Source organism: Tabrizicola sp. (assembly GCF_016793705.1).
GTDB lineage: Bacteria > Pseudomonadota > Alphaproteobacteria > Rhodobacterales > Rhodobacteraceae > Tabrizicola.
The window spans coordinates 20,190-37,626 of sequence record NZ_JAEULO010000020.1; the positions used below are offsets into that span (position 1 = coordinate 20,190).

Below are 17,437 nucleotides of genomic sequence, written 5' to 3' on the forward strand. Positions count from 1 at the left end.
GACCCGCGACGGGCGTAGTCCTTTCCGATCAACAGCTTCCCCGGGTATTTCCGATCATGCCGAAGTTCCACCGAATTGCTGCCTTCTGCGTCATGGTCGGCGCCGCCGCCTGGATCGCGACCGGAGAGTTCTCTTCCGTCGGCAGCGCCGAGACGGCAGAGGGTAGGGAATCCCCTACGTCCGAGACCCCAGCCGCCGAACCGGCGCCCCTCGTCCGCACGGTTTCGGCAGTCGATCCGGCGTTCATCGACCATGCGCGCGAGATCCGGCTGTCCGGCATCACCGAGGCTGACAAGCGTGTGGAGCTTGCCGCGAGGGCCGAGGGCGTGATTGCCTCGCTGGCCCTGTCGAAGGGCGGCATGGTCGAGGCCGGGGGGGTGGTGATGGTTCTGGAAGGCCCGGAAACCGTCGCCCAGGAAGAGATCGCCCAGATCGCGCTGGCGCAGAAGGAGCGTGACCTGGAGGTTGCTGAAAAGCTCTTTCAGGGCGGCAGCACCTCAGAGTCGAACCTCACGAACGCCCGGTCCGCCCGTGACGCCGCCCAAGCCGAACTGAACCGCGCCCATGCCGCTGCCGACCGTCTGCGACTGAAGGCCCCCTTCGCCGGGATCGTCGATTCCGTCTCGGTCGAGCTTGGCGAATGGGTCCAGACCGGCACCCCCGTTGCCACCATCCTGGCGCTGGACCCGATCCTCGTGAAGGCCGAGGTCAGCGAGGTCGACCTCGGCAGTGTTGCCGTCGGCTCGACCGCGAAGGTCCGCCTCGTGAACGGCACCGAGATGGAGGGCACCGTCCGCCTCGTCGCGCGTGAGGCTTCGGCCCAGACGCGCACCTTCCCGGTGGAGATCGCCCTGCCGAACCCCGACCTCGCGCTGCCCTCCGGCATGACCGCCGAGGTCTCGCTTTTCGCGGCGCCAACCCGCGCGGTGGTCGTGCCGCGTTCGATCGTCACCCTGGCCGATGACGGAACGCTTGGCCTCCGCGTCGTCGGCGCCGACAACCTGGCCCAGTTCGCCCCCGTCAAGATCATCGACGACACGCCCGAGGGACTCGTCGTTACCGGCGTTTCTGAAGGCGTGCGCATCATCACCGCCGGGCAGGACCTCGTCAGCAACGGCGAAAAAGTCGACGTCGCGGCCGGGGTCGGCCAATGAGGATCGTCGAAACCGCCATAGCCAATGCCCGGCTGACCATTTCGGTCCTGCTGTTCCTGATGCTGGCCGGGACGATGGCCTATATCTCGATCCCCAAGGAGGCCGAGCCGGACATCCAGATTCCGCAAATCTATGTTTCGATGCACTACGACGGCATCTCGCCTGAGGACAGCGAACGCCTGCTGCTCCGCCCGATGGAAACCTCGCTGAAGTCCATCACCGGCATCAAGAAGATGTCCTCGACCGCCTACCAGAACGGTGGCTATGTGCTGCTCGAATTCCAGGCCGGGGCCGATCTGAAGAAGGCCTTGGACGATGTGCGGAACAAGGTCGACATGGCGCGGCCCGAACTGCCGGACGGCGCCGACGAACCCACGGTAAACGAAGTCAACCTGTCGGAATTCCCGATCCTGGTCATCACCCTGTCGGGCAATGTGCCGGAACGGGTGCTGGCCAAGGCGGGGCGCGAGCTGCGCGACCGGATCGAGGAACTGCCCCCGGTCCTGAATGCCGAGTTGCAAGGCGTGCGTGACGATCTGGTCGAGGTCGTCATCGACCCCGGCAAGCTGGCCACCTACGGGTTGCGCCCCGACCTGCTGATTGCCGGTTTCGCCGCCGGGAACCAGCTCGTTGCCGCCGGGGCGCTGCAGGGAGCCGAGGGCCGCTATGCGATCAAGGTGCCCTCGCTCTTGGAAACCATCGAGGATGTGGCGAACCTGCCCGTCGTCTCGACCGGCACCGCCACGGTGCGCGTCCGCGATATCGCCGACATCCTGCCGACGATGAAGGAACCCGAGACCGTCACGCGTCTTGACGGCCAACCCGCCATCGCCATCGAGGTGTCGAAACGCACCGGGGCGAACCTGATCGAAACGGTCGACCAGGTGAAGGCCGTCACCGAAGCCTTCAAGCAATACCTCCCCGAAGGCACCGAGGTGAGCTTCAGCCAGGACAAGTCGAAGGACATCCGCCAGTTGCTCTTCGACCTGCAGAACTCGGTTCTGACCGCGGTGATTCTGGTCTTTATCGTCATCCTCTACGCGCTTTCCGTCCGCGCCTCGCTGCTGATCGGTCTGGCCATCCCGGCCTCCTTCCTGATGGGGATGCTGTCGCTGTCGCTGATGGGCTACACCGTCAACATCGTCGTCCTCTTCTCGCTGATCCTCGCGGTCGGGATGCTGGTCGACGACGCGATCATCGTCACCGAATTCGCCGAGCGCCGCATGTCCGAGGGGATGGAGAAGCGCGAGGCTTTCGCCATGGCCTCGCACCGGATGACCGGACCGGTGGTCGCCGCGACCATGACCCGGGTCGCGGCCTTCTCGCCCTTGCTGTTCTGGCCCGGCATCGTCGGCGAGTTCATGAAATACCTGCCGATCACCCTGATCGTCACCCTCTCCGCCTCACTGGTCTATGCGCTGATCTTCGTGCCGACGTTGGGTGCGATCATCGCCAAGCCCTTCAAGCACCCGCCCGAGCACAAGGATGGGGCCTATATGTGGCTGGTCGGCAAGGCGGTCCGGCACCCGGTGATCATGCTGTTCCTGGCAATCGGGTTGTTGTTCGCGGTTCCCTTCGCCTATGCCAAGTACGGCAAGGGCATGATCTTCTTCCCCGATGTGGAGCCCGAATTCGGCCTGCTCTACGTCAAGGCGCGCGGCAACCTTTCCATCGCGGAAAAGGATGCGTTGGTGGCCCAGGCCGAGAAGCGCATCCTCGGCTGGCCGGGGGTCGAGACGGTCTACACCCGCACCGGCGCAGGTGGCGGGCAGGGCAACGAGGTCGATGCCGATGTGATCGGCACGATCCAGTACGAATTTGTCGACTGGCGGGAAAGGAAGAACGCCAATGCCATCCTGGCCGACCTGCGGCAGGCGATGGTCGGCATTCCCGGAGTGGATATCCAGGTCTCGGTTCCGCAGGCCGGGCCGCCGACCGGCAAGGCGATCCAGGTTCAGCTTTCTGCCGAGGACCCGACTCATCTGAACGAAGTCGCGTTGGAGGTCGCGGCCCGGCTGGCGCAGATCCCGGACGTGATCGACATTTCCAACGGCCTGCCGCCACCCGGCGTGGACTGGGAGCTTCAGGTCGACCGCGCCGCCGCCTCGCGCTATGGCATCGCGCCCTCGACGGTGGGGGGCATGGTGCAGCTTGTCACCAGCGGGCTGAAACTGTCGGACTACCGCCCCGCCGGGGCAGACGATGCGGTGGACATCGTGCTGCGCCTGCCCGCCGACCAGCGAACGATCTCGGCCCTGGACCAGTTGCGCATCCAGACGGCCGAGGGGTCGGTGCCGATTTCCAACTTCGTCACCCGCACCGCCGCGCCCACGACCGGCAATCTGACCCGACTCGATGGCGCGCGCACCGTGACGGTGCAGGCGGGCATCCGCGAAGGCGTGCAGGCCGATGCGATCTATGCCCAGATCACGAAAGAGATGGATGCGGCAGGATTGGACAAGATCGGCGTCCGCTGGAAGCTTGCCGGCGAAGATGAGGAACAGGCCGCCGCCGGGGCCTTCCTGTCCAAAGCCTTCGCCGCGGCGGTCTTCCTGATCTTCATCGTGCTTCTGGCCCAGTTCAACAACTTCACCTCGGTCTGGCTGGTGCTGTCGGCGGTGATCATGTCCACCATCGGCGTGCTTCTGGGCCTGATGATCATGGCGCAGCCTTTCACCATGGTGATGACCGGCATTGGCATCATCGCGCTGGCGGGCGTGGTGGTGAACAACAACATCGTGCTGATCGACACCTACGATTCGCTGCGACGGGAGGGCCGCCCGAAGATCGAGGCGATCCTGCAGACCTGCCGCGAACGGGCGCGGCCCGTGGTGCTGACCGCGATGACCGCGATCCTCGGCGTGCTGCCCATCGCCTTCGGCCTGAACATGGAGATCCTGAACCACGAAGTCACCATCGGCGCGCCCTCGACCCAATGGTGGATCGCGCTGTCCTCGGCCATCGTCTATGGGCTGGCTTTTGCCACCGTGCTGACCCTGATCATCATCCCCTCGATGCTGATGCTGGTGACGCGGGCCGACAACCCGAAGCCCTGGTTCTGGCAGCGGGCGAAGCGGCGGGAATGGTATGCGAAGTTCCGCCCCGAGAAGCTGCGGGGCCGGAGCAGGGCGCAACCGGCGGAGTAGGGCAAGGGCGGGTTTGCCCGCCCTGTAACACCTGTCATCCCCGCGAAAGCGGGGACCCAAGGAGACGAAACTCGAAGATGGATCCCCGCTTTCGCGGGGATGACTGGTATATGGCTTCTGTCAATCGGCGGAAAATGAAAAGGGGCGGTCAGAACCGCCCCGCATTCAGTCTCTCTTTGGTGGAGCCAGGGAGGATCGAACTCCCGACCTCTTGAATGCCATTCAAGCGCTCTCCCATCTGAGCTATGACCCCACCGGAGAGAAGCATCACGCCGTTTCCGCCGCGATGCCGGGTATCTAGGCCAGGTCGCCGGGGGGTGCAAGGGGGAAAATCGCCCCTATCCTCCGACGCTTGGCCTCAGACTTCTTCCTCGTCGCCAGGCACGTCGGCCAGGTCGTCGAGCGAGACGTTGTCGTCGGCGTCGTCTTCCAGAAGATCGTCGTCCATCTCGTTGTCGTCGGCCGCCGCGCCTTCCAGAAGCGCGTCTTCGTTTTCCAGGTCCTCGACCAGGACGTCATCGTCCTTGTCGGGCACGGCGCGCGAGATGACCGAGGCAGCCATCTTGCGGCGGACGGATTCGATGTCCACGACCTCGCCCGTGTAGGGGCTGACGATCGGGGTTTTGTTGAGGTCGTAGAAGCGCTTGCCGGTCGTCGGGCAGATACGCTTGGTGCCCCATTCTGCTTTGGGCATGGTGATCCCTTCGGGTGGTGGAAGCCGGGAAAGCTGCCGCTTGCCACAGGCGCGGGCGACTGTCAAAGCCTTTTGTGTGGCCGGGGAAATGGCTATGGTCAGCCTGCGATTCAAGGGGATTTCATGCCGGTTCTTCCAGGGACGCCACCGGTCGAGGTGTATCTTAGACGGTCCTCCCGCGCCCGGCGGTTCTCGCTGCGAGTCTCGCGGCTGGACGGCAAGGTCACGCTGTCGATGCCCTTGCGCGCGCGGGAGGGCGAGGCGCTGGCCTTTCTGAAGGGCAACGAGGATTGGCTGCGCCAGACCCTGTCGGCGATGCCCGCCCAAGCCCTGCGGGCGGTCAGCCACGGTGCGGTGATCCCGGTCGAGGGGCGAGATCTGGTGCTGACCCCCGCCACCGGCCGCGGGGTGCGGGTCGAGGGCGACCTGCTGCTGGTGCCCGGCGATCCGGCGACCGTCGGTCCCAAGGTCGCTGCCTGGCTGAAGGTGCTGGCCCGCGACCGGCTCGCCACCGCCTCCACCCGCCATGCCGGGCTGGTGGGCCGCCGCTATACCTCGCTCGCCATCCGCGACACCCGGTCCCGCTGGGGTTCCTGTTCCCCAGACGGGCGGCTGATGTATTCCTGGCGGCTGATCCTCGCCCCGCCGCCGGTGCTGGACTATGTGGCGGCGCATGAGGTGGCGCATCTGGTGGAGCTGAACCATTCCCCGGCCTATTGGCGGGTGGTGACCGGCATCTGCCCGGACTGGAAGCGGCACCGGGACTGGCTGAAGGCGAACGGCCAGACCCTGCACGCCTTTCGCTTTCAGGATTGACCCCTGCCGGGCCGGGGTGTTTCCCTGACGCCCATGCTGACCCCGCGCCCCCCCGACCCCAACGCCGCCGCGCATGAGCGGCTTTACCGGGCGCTCCGCCAGCAGGTCATGCATGGCGAGCTGGACCCCGGCCAGTCGCTGACGCTGCGAGGGCTGGGCAAGCAGTTTGGCGTCTCGATGACCCCCGCGCGCGAGGCGGTGCGGCGGCTGGTGGCGGAGGGGGCGCTGACCTTGTCCTCCTCGGGCCGGATTTCGACGCCGGAGCTGACCCCCGAGCGGATCGAGGAGCTGGCGGCGATCCGGGCGCTTCTGGAGCCGGAGATGGCGGCCCGCGCGCTGCCGCGCGCCCATTTCGCGCTGATCGAACGGCTGACGGCGATCAACCTGATGAACGGCGAGGCGGCGGTGCGGGGGGATGCGGTCACCTATGTCCGCACCAACCTGGAGTTCCACCGGACGCTCTATCTGCGGGCCCAGACCCCGGCGATGCTGGCGATGTGCGAGACGGTCTGGCTGCAGCTGGGGCCGACGATGCGGGCGGTCTATGCAAAGGTGAAGCGGAGGGAGCCTCCGACCCACCACCGGATGATCCTCGCCGCCCTGAAGGCCGGGGACGAGCCGGGGCTGCGGCTGGCGGTCAGGACCGACGTGACCCAAGGGCTGCGGCATCTGGCGGGGTGAGGTGTCCACGGTGGACAGATTTTTCGATGCAGCAAAATCAAAGGGTTGATCGTGGGCGTTAGGGATTTGTTAGGAGTCGCAGCGTTTGCAAGCATGCTGTCTGGTTGTACTGTGGAAGGCGCCCTGCACGAGTACTTGTCAGAAGTCTTTCCGACGGGCACGGTTATTCAGATCACCGACACTTGCGGCGGCACGCTTGGACTAACACCAGCTGTAGCGGTTTTCGCAGTCAGCCTTTCCGCGGACGATCCTTCATATGAACTGCAGCGCTTTGCGACCGAACGTGGCCACTGGACCCGACAGGCGTCAATGCAAGAGTTCGCCCAAGATCACGATCAGACGGTGGGTATCTCGGCAACTGTGCTTGATGGTAAGGATTGCTTGGCTTCTCTTGGGAAGGAAGCCTTGCTGCATACAGACCCTGCGATGCCCGGCCAGTATTTCCGATCAAATGACCAGACAGTCGTGATTGTGATACCGGATGATACCCCGGGCCAGGGCGTTCTATTCGTGCAGGGCCCATAGGTCCATTCGGGACAAAATGGGTAGTCGATCCCCCGCGCGCAACGAGGGCTGTTCTAACACCATATGGTGCGCCCCCGCACAGATCGCCCTCGTATTTGCATCTTGGCGCTGGGACGAGGTGGCCCCATCTTCTGCCCAACGCAATCAGGAGAGACCCATGTCCATCCGTCCCGTTCTCGAAACCCGCCGCGCCCAGCCCGCTATCGAAGGCGCTGGCGTCCATCTGCACCGTGCCTTCGGGTTCCAGGACCCGACCGAGGCGGACCCGTTCCTGTTGTTCGACGATTTCCGCAATGACCGGCCAAGCGACTATGCCGCCGGGTTCCCCTGGCACCCTCACCGGGGGATCGAGACGATCACCTATGTGCTGGCGGGGACGGTGGAGCATGGCGACAGCCTTGGCAACAAGGGCGTCCTTGGGCCGGGGTCGTTGCAGCTGATGACCGCCGGGCGGGGGATCCTGCACCAGGAGATGCCGAAGGGCGACGATCTGGGGCGGATGCATGGCTTCCAGCTGTGGGGCAACCTGCCGCGCGCGTTGAAGATGACCGCGCCGCGCTATCAGGACATGTCCGCCGAGGCGTTGCCGGAGCGGCATGAGGATGATGGCACCTCGATCCGGGTGGTGATCGGGGACTATCGCGGGGTGAAGAGCCCGGTCGATGGCATCGCGGCGGACCCGCAGTATCTGGACGTCTTCGTGCCTGCGGGCAAGCGGAAGACCTTCAAGGTGGATACCCGCCGCCAGGCCTTTGCCTATGTCTTCGAGGGCGCGGGCAGCTTCCGCGATGCGGCCCGGCCCGAGGGCGTGCTGCTGGAGAAGGAAGTGCAGGGCAAGGAGGTCAACATCCGCGACCTTTCCGGCAACCGGACGCTGGTCCGCTTCGGGGCGGGCGACGAGGTGGTGGTGACGGCGGGGCCGGAGGGGGTGCGGTTCCTGCTGGTCAGCGGTGCGCCGATCGAGGAGCCGGTGGCCTGGGCCGGGCCGATCGTGATGAACAGCGAGGCGGAACTGCGGCAGGCGTTCACCGAACTGCGCAACGGGACCTTCATTCGCCCGGCGCATTGATCCCCTCGGGCCGGCCCTGACCGGCGGGCCCGAGGCTTTCCGGCGGGTTGCAACGCGGCCCGCGCCCGGGCAGAGTGCGCCCGCCTTCAGCCGCGGGAGCGCCGATGTTTCTGAAACCCTCCGGGATGCCCTATTACCGCTTCCTGTCGGCCCTGCACGAAACCTGCCTGTTCGACTGGTATCTCGAGGTCGGCTGCCGGGCGGGCAAGTCGTTCGCTCCAGTCCGGTCGAAGACGATCGCGGTCGACCCGTTCTTCCAGGCCGAGGTCAACATCATCGGCAGGAAGCCGGCCCTGCACGTCTTCCAGCAGACCAGCGACGATTTCTTCGCATCGGGCTTCCTGGCGCGGAACGGGATACGTCTGGGGCTGGCCTTCCTGGACGGGATGCACCTGTTCGAGTTCCTGTTGCGCGATCTCATCAACACCGAAGCGGCGATGGACCCGGGCGGCGTGATCTTGCTGCATGACTGCGTGCCCTCCGGCACGGGCATGACGACGCGGGACCTCGACAACCTGCCGAAGCGGGCCTGGACGGGGGATGTCTGGAAGCTGATCCCGATCCTGCAAGCCTGGCGGCCGGACCTGCACTTGACCGTGCTGGACTGTCAGCCGACCGGCCTTGTGGCCGTCAGCGGGCTGAGCCCGGAAAACCGGGTGCTTTCGGCGAACTACGAGCGGATCGTCGGGGACTTCTCGGACATGACCATCGAGGCGTTCGGGGTGGAGCGCTTCTTCGCCTCGTTCCAGATGGCCTCCGGGCGGGCCGAGCGGCGGGCCGGTTTCCCGCTGTTCCGCGCGGCGAGCCTTGGCTTCGACCGGGCGCTGGAGCCGCGAGCGGTGACTCCCTAGTCCTGCGTGCGCAGGATTCCCGCCGGGCGGGCGTTGAGCGGACGCAGCGCGAAGAAGAGCCCGGCGAGGAGGGTGGCGAGGATGCCGCCCAGGACGATGCCGAGGGCGGAGAGCGGTTCGAAGCGGTAGCCGGTGTCCATCACGAAGGTCATGACGGCCCAGCCGGAGAGGCCCCCGGCGATGACGGCGACCACGCCGGCGGCGGCGCCCATGAGCGCCGAGCGAAGGGCGAAGCTGGCGAGGATCTTGCCCCGCGTGGCGCCCAGCGTCTTCAGGATCGCGGATTCGTAGATCCGGGCGCGCTCGCCCGCCGCCGCCGCGCCGATCAGCACGACGAAGCCGGTGAGGAGCGTCCCGGCCGCGGCCCAGGCGGTGGCGGTGGCGATGGCCGACAGCGCCTCGGCCACGCGGTCCACCGTCTCGCGGATGCCGATGGCGGTGATGTTGGGCCAGGTCTTCGTCACCGCCTTCAGGATTTCCGCTTCGGCCTCGGGCGGGGCGTAGACGGTGGCGATATGGCTGTGCGGCGCACCGGCCAGCGCCGAGGGGTTCAGCGTCATCACGAAGCCGATTCCGGCGTTTGAGAAGTCGACCTCGCGGAAGGAGGTGATCGTCGCGATCAGGTCGCGGCCGAGGATGTTGACGGTCATCGTGTCGCCGAGCTTCAGGCCGATTTCCTCGGCTTCCTTGGCGGCGAAGCTGATCTGGGGATCGCCGGTATAGTCCTCGGGCCAGAAGGTTCCGGCGGTGATGCGGGTCTTGGGGCCGGGGGTGGCGGCGTAGGTGATGCCGCGGTCGCCGCGGACGACCCAGTGGTCGCCTGCCACCTCGCGCGCGGGGCGGTCGTTGATCCGGGTGATCACGCCGCGCAGCATGGGCGCGGTTTCCATCTCGGTGACGGCGGGGTTCGCTTTCATCAGCGCGAGGAAGGGGTCGATCTGGTCGGGCTGGATGTCGATGAAGAAGAAGGCCGGGGCGCGGCTCGGCAGGTCGGTGGCGATGGCCTGGCGCAGGTTCCAGTCGATCTGGCCAACGGCGGCGAGGACGGAGAGGCCGAGGCCGAGGGAGAGGATGACGGAGGTGGCGTCGGACCTTGGCGCGCCGATGGCGGCCAGCGCGGCGCGGGTGGCGGGGCGGCCCCTTGCGAGTCGGCTGCGGGCGAGGCCTCTTGCGGCCTTGCGGAGTGCGAGGGCGGCCAGCGCAAGGATGAGAAGGGCGCCGAGGACGCCTCCGGCTGCGCCAAGGGCAAGCTCGGGGATGCCGGAGAGCCAGGTGGCGGCGCCGATCAGGGTGGCGGCGAGGAGGGCGAGAGCTGTCAGGTAGCGCTTCCTCGGCCAGGCGCGGGTGCCGGTGCCGCCGCGATACAGGGCGGCGGGGCGGATGCGTTCGGTCCGGGCGAGGGGGAGGAGGGTGAAGATGAGGGCGGAGAGGGTGCCGTAGAAGGCGGCTTCGAGGAGCGCCGTGGGGGCGAGGCGGATCTCGGCGGGGAAGGGGAGCGAGGCCTCGATCAGGGGGGCGGCGGCGAGGGGGATGACGGCCCCCAGGGCGAGGCCGATGGCGATGCCGAGGGCGGAGAGCAGCGCGGTCTGCCAGAGGTAGCTGCGGAAGATCAGGCCGCCTTCCGCGCCGAGGGTTTTCAGGGTGGCGATGGTGGCGGTCTTGCCGTCGAGGTAGGCGCGGATCGCGGCCTGGATGCCGACGCCGCCCACCGCCAGCCCGGCCAGGCCGACGAGGACGAGGAAGCTGCCGATGTTGGTCACGAAGCGCTCGATGCCGGGGGCGGCGTTGCGGCTGTCGGTCCAGCGCATGCCCTTGTCGCGGAAGGTTTTCTCGGCTTCGTCTTCGAGGCTTTGCAGGTCGGCCTCGGGGGGGAGGAGGAGGCGGTAGCGCGTTTCGTACATCGAGCCGGATGCGAGGAGGCCGGAGTTTGTCAGCGCGTCGGCGCGGACGACGGTGCGGGGGCCGAGGGTGAAGCCGGTGGAGGCGCTGTCGGGCTCGCGGGTCAGGGCGGCGGTGAGGCGGAAGGTTTGGGTGCCGAGGCGGAAGGTGTCGCCGAGGGCAAGGCCTAGGCGGTCGATCAGGACGGGGTCCATGATGGCGCCGGGGAGGCCGTTCTGGTCGGCGAGGGCTTCGCTGACGGATACGGCCGGGTCGAGCTGGGCGGTGCCGGTGAGGGGCCAGACGCTGTCGACCGCCTTCACTTGCGTGAGGGCCTGGTCGCCGTCGATGAGTGCCATGGAGCGGAAGTCGTAGACTTCGGAGACCTGGGTGGCGATCCGGTCCATGTAAGCGCGTTCGTCAGCGTCGGCGCTGCGATAGGTGAAGCGCATCTCGGCATCGCCGCCGAGGATGACGGCGCCCTGATCGGTCAGGCCCTGCTGGATACCCGCGCGCAGGGTGCCCACGGCGGCGATGGCGGCGACGCCGAGGGCGAGGCAGGCGAGGAAGACGCGGAAGCCCCTGAGGCCGCCGCGCAGCTCGCGCCGGGCGATGGTGAGGGCAAGGCTCATTCGGCGGCCTTGGCAAGGGGTGCGTCGGCGAGGAGGCCATCGGCGAGGCGGATGATCCGGTCGCAGCGCTGGGCCAGTTCCGGGGCATGGGTGACGAGGACCAGCGTCGCGCCGTGGCGGTCGCGGAGGGAGAAGAGCAGGTCCATGATCGCCTGCCCGTTGACGCCGTCGAGATTGCCGGTGGGCTCGTCGGCCAGAAGGATCGCGGGACGGGGCGCGGCGGCGCGAGCGAGGGCGACGCGCTGCTGCTCGCCGCCGGACATCTGGCTGGGGTAGTGGTGCATCCGGGGGCCAAGGCCCACCGTCGTCAGTTCCGCCTGCGCGCGGTCGAAGGCATCGGGTGCGCCCGCCAGTTCCAACGGCAAGGCCACGTTCTCCAGCGCGGTCATCGTGGGAATCAGGTGGAAGCTTTGGAAGACAACCCCCATATTCCCCCGGCGGAAGCGGGCGAGCGCGTCTTCGTCCATCGCGGTCAGGTCCTGCCCCAGCGCCAGGACGCGGCCGCCGGTGGCACGCTCCAGCCCGCCCAGAAGCATGAGGAGCGACGATTTGCCCGACCCCGATGGCCCGATGAGCCCGACCGTTTCGCCCCGATGGATGGTCAATGTTATGCCCTTCAGGATGTCGACCGGCCCGGCATTGCCTGCAAGGGTCAGCCGCGCGTCGGTCAGCGCGAGAATGTCTTCGGGCATCGGGGGGATCCTTCGGGCTTGCCTGTCAAAGGGATATGGCGCGATGGCCGGGCTGCGCAATGGGATCGCGGTCACGTTATTGACGGTCGGGGTGGTGGCGGCGGAGCCGGTTACGGTTGTCGCGCTGGGCGACAGCCTGACGGCGGGCTACGGGCTGGAGGAGCAGTCGCAGGGGCTGGTCCCGGTGCTGGAAGGCTGGCTGAAGGCCCGGGGGCATGACGTGGTGGTGCAGAATGCCGGGGTGTCGGGCGATACGACGGCGGGCGGTCTGGCGCGGATCGGCTGGGCGCTGGGACCGGAAGCCGATGCGTTGATCGTGACGCTGGGTGGCAACGACCTGTTGCGCGGGATCGACCCGGCGGCATCGAGGGCCAATCTGGAGGGCATCCTAAAGGAGGCCTCGGCGCGGAAGCTGCCGGTGCTTCTGGTGGCGATGAAGGCGTCGGGGAACTTCGGACCGGAGTACAAGGCGGCGTTCGACGCGATGTATGGCGATCTGGCGGGGCAGTATGGGACGCTTCTGGCGGAGGATTTCTTTGGTGGCCTGCGCGCGGCGGGGGCGGACCCTGCGGACCCGGCTTCGCTGGCCGCTTTCATGCAGGCGGACGGGCTGCACCCGAACCCGGAGGGCGTGAAGCTGATCGTCGAAGGGCTGGGGCCGAAGGTCGAGGAATTGCTGGCGAAGGTAGGGTCGTGATGGGCCAAATCTAAAAATTTTCTAGAAAATTTTCAGACTTGCGGGGTGAGAGGTGTCTGGTGTGGCGGGGTCGAGGTGGCCGCGATAGTGGACCATCAGGGCGCCGGTGAGGGGCGCCAGCAAGCGGACGTCGAAGTGGAACCGGCCGTTCTCCTCGTATTCCCGCGCCTCGGAGGCGGGGAGCAGCCAGCGCGGCATCGGGACGGGCCCGAGACGCCCGGCGGTCACCGGATAGTGCAGCGCGCCGTTCCGGACGGACAGGCGAAGCCGGAAAGTGAAGGGACCGAAGCGTTCGGTCATGCCGTGCGGCGTGGCGGCCAGATATGACCGGAAGCTGCGGGCGCCGAAGCGGCGGGACCAGGTTTCCCCTTTGGCGGTGACGGTCTTGGTGACTTCGACAGGCGTGTCTTCGCTTGCGGGCGGGAAGCGGAAGAGTGTGGCGAGGAGGCGGCTCCAGAGGTCGGTCCCGCGTGTGACCGAGGCCCGACCTGTCCAGCGGGTGATGCCTGCGGTCTGGTGAGTGGCGCGGACGGCTTCCGGCAAGGTGGCGAAGGCCGGGCCGAGGATGCGGGGGAAGATCGGGTCCAGCGCCTCGCTCCGGCGTTCGAAGCGGATGGAGAGGTCGGACATCGCGGCTTCGAGTTCGTCGAGGGTGACGATTTCGAGGGCCGAGGCGGCCTCGGTCGGCAGGGTAGCGCGGCGGAGAAGGGCGCGGATGGCGACGGCGGGGACGAAGGGGCCGTCGCCGTCTTCGGCCAGCAGGGACCAGCTGTGGCGCTGGGTGGCGGTGGTGACGGTGACGGACATGCCGCCGATGCCGGTGCCGAAGGGGGCGAGGAGGTCTGCGACAAGGCGGAAGGCGCGGACGAGGGGCGTGGCGACGGGGAAGGGGACCAGGCGGCGGAGCAGGGCGAAGGCGGCGAGGCCGTAGCGCATGATCCCCAGTTCCAGGCCGGCGCGGAAGTCGACGGTATGGGCGCCGAAATGGGCGGGGAAGAGGCGCGTGTCGGGCACCTCGATCCGCCAGCCCTGCCGGGTGAGACCACCGGGGAGGGTGTAATCCTGCGGGGCGGACCAGCCGGTCGCGATTGTCCATCGCCCGGCCTGATAGAGGGGGAAGGGGCGGCCCGCCTGTGACAGGATCGAGGCCATGACGGACAGGCCGCGCGGGCTGCGGTTGCCGGGGAGGATGGCGCTGTCGATCATGAGCGGCCGGTCGGGGCCGACGAGGGCGCGGACGGCGGCGCTGGAGATGGCGGGGACGGAGGAGAGGCCGGAAATGGCGGCCTTGCCTGCGGCGCGGGCCTCGGCGTCCAGCGTGGCGATCCCGTCGCAGAAGGCGGCGTTGTCGGCGAGGTCGAGGTAGTGGGCGCCAAGGCCTAGGGCTGCGCGGGCCAGACGGTAGGGATCTGCGCCATAGGCGTGGAAGGGCCCGGCGGCGTCGATGACGACCTCGTGGCCGCGCAGAGGGGAAAGGTCGCCGGTGCGGTCGAGCTTCAGGGCGCTGGCGCCCAGTTCGTCGGCGAAGGCCTGCGCGGCGGGAAGATTGCGGGCGGCGATGGTCAGCCGGTGGCCGTCGCGGGCCAGAAGCCGGGCAAGGCGCATCCCGAAGACGCCGGTGCCGCCGAGGATCAGGACCTTCATTTCAGAAGGCGGCGCTGGAGGGCCGGGTCGGGCAGCGCGCAGAGGTCGGCCCGGCCGAAGAGCGCATAGCGGTTGCGGGCCAGGCGGCGGTAGAGCCAGTCGCGGAGGGGGCGGGGGATCAGGCGCAGGGTCTGGGTGAGGTAGCCGAGCCCGCCGTAACGGCGACCGGCGTGAAGGACGGCCTCAAAATCCTTGTGGGCCTGTCCGTCGTCGAGGAAAAGCCAGCTGGCCGGATCCTGCGGGTCGAGGCCGTAATGGGTGAGGAGCGCGTTGCCGAGGGGCGACTGGATCGGGCAGATCCTTGTGGTGCCCGCGCGGTCAAGCCGGTGGATCATCCGCGCGCCCCAGCTGCAGATGGCGCATTCGGCGTCCATCACCGCGACGGGGGCGCTGTCGTCGAAGGCGGGGACGGCGGGGTCGTCGCGGTAGGAACAGGCGGACATGCGGGGCAGGGTGGCCTGCCGGGCGGTGCCGCGCAAGAGGACGTGGTGCCTCAGGCGTTCAGGATCAGGTCCAGCCCGTGGCGGGAGAGGCGCTCGACCCCGTTCGCCGTGACCAGGACCGAATGGCCGAGGGTCATCGCCTCGCCTGCCTCGCTGTCCATCAGGATCATGTGCAGGAAGAAGACCTGGCCCTCCTGCATGATCAGCGGGTTGCCTTCGTAGAACATCGGGAAGTCGACCCAGATCGGGTTGTAGACCGCGCCCATGCCGTAGCCGCAGGCCCTCAGCCGGGCGTGTGACAGGCCGCGGGCGTCGAAGACGCGGGCATGGGCGGCGTAGACATCACCCATCGGGGCGCCGGGGCGGATGGCCGCTTCGCAGGCGGTCAGCGCCTCGACGGCGGCCTCGTGCATCCGGCGGTGGTGGTCGGAGGCTTTGCCCACGAGAATGGTCCGCATCATCGCCGCATGGTAGCGGGCATAGGCGCCGGACCATTCGAGCGTCAGCTGGTCGGTGGCGGACAGGTGGCGGCGGCCCGAGTAGTAGCGGCAGAGAAGCGCGCCGGGGCCGGAGCCGAGGATGAACTCGTTCCCGGCATAATCGCCGCCGCCCTTGAAGACCGCGCCCTGCATGGCGGCGAGGATGTCGCCCTCGAAGGCGCCGGGGCGGGCGAGTTGGATGGCCTGGTCGAGCGCATCGTCGGACAGTTGGGCGGCGCGGCGGTGCATCTCGATCTCCGCCGGGGATTTGACGCGGCGAAGCGCGCGGATCAGGTCCGAGGCATCGATCAGACCGGGGATCGCGGCGTGAAGCGCGCGGCCGGTGCGGTCGGTCAGGCCGACGGTGTCGGATTCGTAGCCGACGCGGCCGGTGACGCCGAGGTCGGTGAGGAGGTTGGCGAGGTCACGGGCCGGCGAGGCGCCCTCGATGTCCTGCCAGATGTGGATTTCTTCGGTGGCGAGGGTGGAGGTGTATTGCGCCTGCCGCAGGTCGGGCGTGCGGGTCAGGAGGTGCAGGTCTCCCTTCGCGGTCAGGACCATGCACTGGAACATGGCGAAGCCGAAGGTGTCGTAGCCCGATATCCAGAAATGGCTTTCGGGGGCGAACATGAGGAGCGCGTCGAGGCCTGCGGTTTGCAAGGCGGCGCGGGCTTTCTCACGGCGGGTGGCGTATTCGGCGGGGGTGAAGTGCAGGGGCATGGGCCGCAGGAAAGCCTTTGGCGCGGCAGCGGTCAAGTGTTGCATCTGCCGATGCCCCGGGCCACGAATTGGGCAAGGCAAGGGGGTGGGCGATGGGCGCGTGGGAATTCTGGATCGACCGGGGCGGCACCTTCACCGATGTGGTGGGGCGGGCGCCGGAGGGGCGGCTGGTCACGGTGAAGCTTCTGTCGGAGAACCCGGAGCGCTACCCGGATGCGGCGGTGCAGGGCATCCGCGATTGCCTGGGGCTGAAGGCCGGAGAGCCGATCCCGGACGGGGCGATCGCGGCGGTGAAGATGGGGACGACGGTTGCCACGAATGCGCTCTTGGAGCGGAAGGGCGAGCGGGTTGCTCTCTTGATCACCGAGGGGTTCGGCGATCTTCTGCGCATCGGGACGCAGGCGCGACCGGCGCTGTTCGAGCTGGATATCCGGCGGCCCGATCTGCTGTATGAACGGGTGTTCGAGATTCCGGAGCGGCTGGACGCCGAGGGATTGGAAGTGGTGCCGCTGGATGAGGCGGCGGTGGCCTCCGCCCTGTCGCAAGCGCGGGCTGAGGGGATCGCGGCGGTGGCGGTGGCGCTGATGCATGGGCATGTGAACCCTTCGCATGAGGCGCGGGTGGGTGCGCTGGCGCGGGCGGCGGGGTTCAGCCAGATTTCCCTGTCACATCAGGTGTCTCGCCTGGCGAAACTGGTGCCGCGCGGGGATACGACGGTGGTCGATGCCTATCTTTCGCCGATCCTGCGGCGCTATGTGGCGCAGGTGGAAGGCGCGCTGGACATGGGACGGGCGACGGGGCGGCTTCTGTTCATGCAGTCGAACGGCGGGCTGACCGAGGCGGGCCGGTTCCAGGGCAAGGACGCGATCCTGTCGGGGCCTGCGGGCGGGATCGTGGGCATGGTGCGGACGGGCGAGGCGGCGGGGTTCGACCGGCTGATCGGCTTCGACATGGGGGGAACCTCGACCGACGTGAGCCACTATGCGGGTCAATATGAACGATCGTTCGAGACCGAGGTTGCAGGCGTGCGGATGCGGGCGCCGATGATGGACATCCACACCGTCGCGGCGGGGGGCGGGTCGATCTGTTCCTTCCGGGACGGGCGCTTCCAGGTCGGGCCGGAGAGCGCGGGGGCGAACCCCGGCCCGGCGAGCTATCGCCGTGGCGGGCCGCTGACGATCACCGACTGCAACGTGATGCTGGGGCGGCTGTCACCGGCGCATTTCCCGGCGGTCTTCGGGCCGGGCGGGGACCAGCGGCTCGACGCGGAAGTGGTGCGGGAGAAATTCGCGGCGCTGGCGCGGGAGGTGGCGGCG

15 protein-coding genes and 1 tRNA gene are annotated in these 17,437 nt (G+C 68.0%); 9 read left to right on the top strand and 7 right to left on the bottom strand.

Annotated features, from left to right (window positions below; all coding sequences use genetic code 11):
- The first annotated feature begins 56 nt into the window (after positions 1 to 56).
- Positions 57 to 1,154, top strand: a complete 1,098-nt coding sequence (locus JNJ68_RS03285) for an efflux RND transporter periplasmic adaptor subunit (protein ID WP_294978918.1) — start codon at positions 57 to 59, stop codon at positions 1,152 to 1,154.
- On the top strand, positions 1,151 to 4,300 hold the full coding sequence (locus JNJ68_RS03290) for an efflux RND transporter permease subunit (RefSeq protein ID WP_294978921.1): 3,150 nt from the start codon (positions 1,151 to 1,153) through the stop codon (positions 4,298 to 4,300). Before JNJ68_RS03285 ends, JNJ68_RS03290 begins: the two co-directional genes overlap by 4 nt.
- 177 nt (positions 4,301 to 4,477) lie before the next feature.
- Here the strand turns inward: JNJ68_RS03290 and JNJ68_RS03295 are convergent.
- Positions 4,478 to 4,553: transfer RNA gene (locus tag JNJ68_RS03295), tRNA-Ala, on the bottom strand.
- A 105-nt stretch (positions 4,554 to 4,658) separates the two neighbouring features.
- Positions 4,659 to 4,994, bottom strand: coding sequence for a TIGR02300 family protein (locus JNJ68_RS03300; protein ID WP_294978924.1), 336 nt, complete (start codon positions 4,992 to 4,994; stop codon positions 4,659 to 4,661).
- 123 nt (positions 4,995 to 5,117) lie between these two features.
- Here JNJ68_RS03300 and JNJ68_RS03305 point away from each other — a divergent pair, with 123 nt between their 5' ends.
- From JNJ68_RS03305 to JNJ68_RS03325, 5 genes are all read left to right on the top strand, one after another.
- Positions 5,118 to 5,810, top strand: a complete 693-nt coding sequence (locus JNJ68_RS03305; RefSeq protein WP_294978926.1) for a SprT family zinc-dependent metalloprotease — start codon at positions 5,118 to 5,120, stop codon at positions 5,808 to 5,810.
- Between the two features lie 33 nt (positions 5,811 to 5,843).
- Positions 5,844 to 6,491, top strand: a complete 648-nt coding sequence (locus JNJ68_RS03310) for a GntR family transcriptional regulator (protein WP_294978928.1) — start codon at positions 5,844 to 5,846, stop codon at positions 6,489 to 6,491.
- Between the two features lie 111 nt (positions 6,492 to 6,602).
- Positions 6,603 to 7,016, top strand: coding sequence for a hypothetical protein (locus JNJ68_RS03315; protein WP_294978930.1), 414 nt, complete (start codon positions 6,603 to 6,605; stop codon positions 7,014 to 7,016).
- 157 nt (positions 7,017 to 7,173) lie between these two features.
- Positions 7,174 to 8,085: a pirin family protein gene (locus JNJ68_RS03320; protein WP_294978933.1), complete on the top strand. Its 912-nt coding sequence runs from the start codon at positions 7,174 to 7,176 to the stop codon at positions 8,083 to 8,085.
- 104 nt (positions 8,086 to 8,189) lie between these two features.
- The gene (locus JNJ68_RS03325; RefSeq protein WP_294978936.1) at positions 8,190 to 8,936 is read left to right on the top strand and encodes a class I SAM-dependent methyltransferase; all 747 of its coding nucleotides are present in this window, start codon (positions 8,190 to 8,192) and stop codon (positions 8,934 to 8,936) included.
- Here the strand turns inward: JNJ68_RS03325 and JNJ68_RS03330 are convergent.
- Positions 8,933 to 11,446: an FtsX-like permease family protein gene (locus tag JNJ68_RS03330; RefSeq protein WP_294978939.1), complete on the bottom strand. Its 2,514-nt coding sequence runs from the start codon at positions 11,444 to 11,446 to the stop codon at positions 8,933 to 8,935. The genes JNJ68_RS03325 and JNJ68_RS03330 overlap by 4 nt on opposite strands.
- Entirely contained in the window at positions 11,443 to 12,138 is a 696-nt protein-coding gene (locus tag JNJ68_RS03335; RefSeq protein ID WP_294978942.1) for an ATP-binding cassette domain-containing protein, read from the bottom strand. Before JNJ68_RS03335 ends, JNJ68_RS03330 begins: the two co-directional genes overlap by 4 nt.
- A gap of 43 nt (positions 12,139 to 12,181) precedes the next feature.
- Here JNJ68_RS03335 and JNJ68_RS03340 point away from each other — a divergent pair, with 43 nt between their 5' ends.
- On the top strand, positions 12,182 to 12,835 hold the full coding sequence (locus JNJ68_RS03340) for an arylesterase (protein WP_294978945.1): 654 nt from the start codon (positions 12,182 to 12,184) through the stop codon (positions 12,833 to 12,835).
- A 21-nt stretch (positions 12,836 to 12,856) separates the two neighbouring features.
- Here JNJ68_RS03340 and JNJ68_RS03345 read toward each other — a convergent pair whose 3' ends face one another.
- The 3 genes from JNJ68_RS03345 to JNJ68_RS03355 are packed head-to-tail and all read right to left on the bottom strand — an operon-like array spanning position 12,857 to position 16,166.
- Positions 12,857 to 14,479 carry an SDR family oxidoreductase gene (locus JNJ68_RS03345; RefSeq protein ID WP_294978947.1) on the bottom strand — a complete coding sequence of 541 codons (1,623 nt, stop codon included), beginning with the start codon at positions 14,477 to 14,479 and terminating at the stop codon, positions 12,857 to 12,859.
- A complete protein-coding gene (locus tag JNJ68_RS03350) occupies positions 14,476 to 14,922 on the bottom strand; it encodes a DCC1-like thiol-disulfide oxidoreductase family protein (protein ID WP_294978950.1) in 447 nt (148 codons plus the stop codon). The genes JNJ68_RS03345 and JNJ68_RS03350 overlap by 4 nt, the downstream gene beginning before the upstream one ends.
- A gap of 50 nt (positions 14,923 to 14,972) precedes the next feature.
- Entirely contained in the window at positions 14,973 to 16,166 is a 1,194-nt protein-coding gene (locus tag JNJ68_RS03355; RefSeq protein WP_294978953.1) for a Xaa-Pro peptidase family protein, read from the bottom strand.
- Between the two features lie 47 nt (positions 16,167 to 16,213).
- Here JNJ68_RS03355 and JNJ68_RS03360 point away from each other — a divergent pair.
- Positions 16,214 to 17,437 (top strand): hydantoinase/oxoprolinase family protein (locus tag JNJ68_RS03360; protein WP_294978956.1); only part of this gene is annotated, 1,224 nt, incomplete at its 3' end.